The organism is Quadrisphaera sp. DVD1 (assembly GCF_058932755.1).
The window spans coordinates 1-2,630 of the sequence record NZ_JBZYWI010000237.1 but is presented as its reverse complement, the minus strand read 5'-3'; the positions used below and the strand labels follow the sequence as shown (position 1 = coordinate 2,630).

The 2,630-nt window shown below is 76.2% G+C and carries 2 protein-coding genes; both read right to left on the bottom strand.

The features are described 5' to 3' along the window. On the bottom strand, positions 1-686 hold a 686-nt coding region (locus AC5FZL_RS16375), incomplete at its 3' end, for a glycosyltransferase family 2 protein (protein ID WP_493619940.1). After that, complete coding sequence (locus tag AC5FZL_RS16370) at positions 683-2,344, bottom strand: carbamoyltransferase family protein (RefSeq protein ID WP_493619939.1); 1,662 nt, start codon at positions 2,342-2,344, stop codon at positions 683-685. The genes AC5FZL_RS16370 and AC5FZL_RS16375, both read right to left, overlap by 4 nt. Between the last annotated feature and the right edge of the window lie 286 nt (positions 2,345-2,630).

Below are 2,630 nucleotides of genomic sequence, written 5' to 3'. Positions count from 1 at the left end.
CCGTGCAGGCGGGCCATGAGCACGTCGTCGGCGTTGCCGCGCTGCACGCGCAGGCTCACCCAGTCGTCGGCGGGGCGGACCGGGTGCGTCGTGGTGCGCTCGCCGCGCACCAGCGACCAGCCGGCCCGGCGCACGCGCAGCGCCAGGTCGGCGTCCTCGCGGTAGGCGCGGGGGAAGCGCTCGTCGAACCCCGCGACGGCCTCGAGCGCCGCGCGGCGGTAGGCCATGTCGGCGGTCGCCCACGCCGCGGTCTCCAGGCCCGCGGTGCCGCGCTCCCAGTCGGTGGGCCGCCGGTCCGCCGGCAGCGGCACGTGCAGGCGCCCCTGGGTGGCGCCGGTGCGCTCGTCGCAGGCGGCGAGGTCGGCGGCCAGGGCGTCGGCCCAGCCCGCGGGGAGCTCCACGTCGTCGTCGAGGAAGGCCACCCACGGCGCGCTCGTCACCTGCCAGCCGAGGTTGCGGGCGGCCGCCGGGCCGCGGCCGAACGAGCGCACCACCCGCGGCGACCAGGACAGCGCCCCCCGCAGCTCCAGCGGCGGGGCGGCGGGGTCGGGCCGGTCGTCGGCGACGACGACCTCGACCGGCGCGGGGCCGGTCTGGGCGGCGAGGGTGTCGAGCAGGCGCTGGAGGCTGGGCCGCCCGACGCTGGGGACGACGACCGCGTACGAGCCGGGCTCGGCCGCCGTCACGCGCCGGCCCCGGACCCGGCGAACAGCTGACCGCGCCGCACCAGGTGCGGCCCGAGCACCAGCGCGTCCACCGGGGCGGAGCCGAAGAGCTCCAGGGCGTCGCGGGGGTCGTCGACCATCGGGCGCCCGGCCGTGTTGAGGCTCGTGTTGACGAGCACGGGCAGGCCCGTGCGCTCGGCGAAGGCGCGGATCAGCGCGGCGACGGCCGGGTTCGTGGAGTCGTCGACCGTCTGGATCCGGGCGGTGCCGTCGACGTGCACGACGGCGGGGATCCGCTCGCGCCACTCCGGGCGCACGTCGTGGACGAAGAGCATGTAGGGGCTGGGGAACGGCCCGTCGGTGAAGATCTCCTGCGCGCGCTCGGTGAGCACCATCGGGGCCACCGGGCGGAACTGCTCGCGGCCCTTGACGTCGTTCATCCGCTCGACGTTGCTCTCGTGGCCGGGGTGGGCCAGCAGCGAGCGGTAGCCGAGCGCTCGCGGGCCGAACTCGGCGCGGCCGGTGAACCAGGCGATGACGCCGTCGGCCGCGAGGATGTCGGCGACCTCGCCGGACAGGTCGGCCGGGGTGGTGAAGTCGACCTTGGCGCGGCGCAGCCAGTCGGCGAGCTCGTCGTCGCTCCACGAGCGGCCCAGCGCGGCCGTCCCCATCGGCGAGGGGACCTCGCCGTGCTCGGCGCTGATCTGCAGCGCCGCGCCCAGGGCGGTGCCGGAGTCGCCCGCGGCGGGCTGGACCCAGACCTCCTCGAACGGGCTGTTCCGCCAGATCTTCGTGTTCGCCACGCAGTTCAGCGCCGTGCCGCCGGCCATCGTCAGCAGCCGGTCGCCGGTCTGCTCGTGCAGCCAGGTGGCGAGGTCGACGAGGACCTCCTCGGTCAGCGCCTGCACCGAGGCGGCGAGGTCGGCGTGCTCGGGCGCCCAGTCGGTGGCGTCGGGGGAGCGGCGCGGCGCCCAGCGGCTCCAGTCGAGGTCGGGCGCGACGAAGCCGCCCTCGCCGGTGGCGTGCACGTGCTCGCGCAGCTCGGGCAGGTGGCGCGGCGTGCCGTAGGAGGCCAGCGCCATCACCTTGAACTCGTCGGAGGAGCGCAGGAAGCCCAGGTGGTCGGTGAGCGACTCGTAGAGCAGGCCCATCGAGTGGGGGAGCTCGGTGGTGGCCAGCACCTCGAGCTTGCCGTCGACGTAGCGCCCGGACAGGTGCGAGCCGCGCTCGCCGCGGCCGTCGAGCACGAGGACGCTGCCGGTGGCCGAGGGGCCGGCCAGGCCCGAGGACGCCGCGTGGGCGACGTGGTGGGGCACGTGGACGACCTTGGAGCGGTCGAGGCCCGGCAGGGCCGTGGCGATGAAGCCGGGGGCCTTCTCGGCGTACATCACCCGCAGGTGGTCCCACGGGTCGGACAGGCCCATCTCCTCGGCCGGGCGCGTCATCGCGGGGTCGAAGGCGTAGGCGACGGCGTCGAGGTCGGCCGGGGTCAGCCCCGCCTCCTCCAGGCACCAGCGCATGGCCAGCTCGGGCAGCTCCCAGGCGGAGAACGGCACCGGCCGCTTGCCGTGCTTGCGGCGGCTGAACCGCTCCTCCTCCGCCGCCGCGACGACCTTCCCGTCGACGACGAGGGCCGCCGAGGAGTCGTGGAAGACGGCGTTGATCCCGAGCACCTTCATACCTGCTTTGTATCTGACGGCGCCGACAGCGGCCCGTCGGGGCCGCTCGGATCACCCGGCTGAGCAGGGCGGCCGTGCGCTGCGCGGCGCCGCGTGAGGTAGAACGGCCCGGTGACGACGACTGCTCCCGCTCCCCGCGCGACCCCCTCCGCCGACCGCCTCCCCTCCCTCTGGCTGGACGGCGCCGAGGCCGTCTCGACCGGCGCGCGGGTGCTGCCCACGACCGACCCGGCCACCGGGCGCCCCGGCCCGGACGTGGTCTGCGCGAGCGACGCGGAGGTCGACG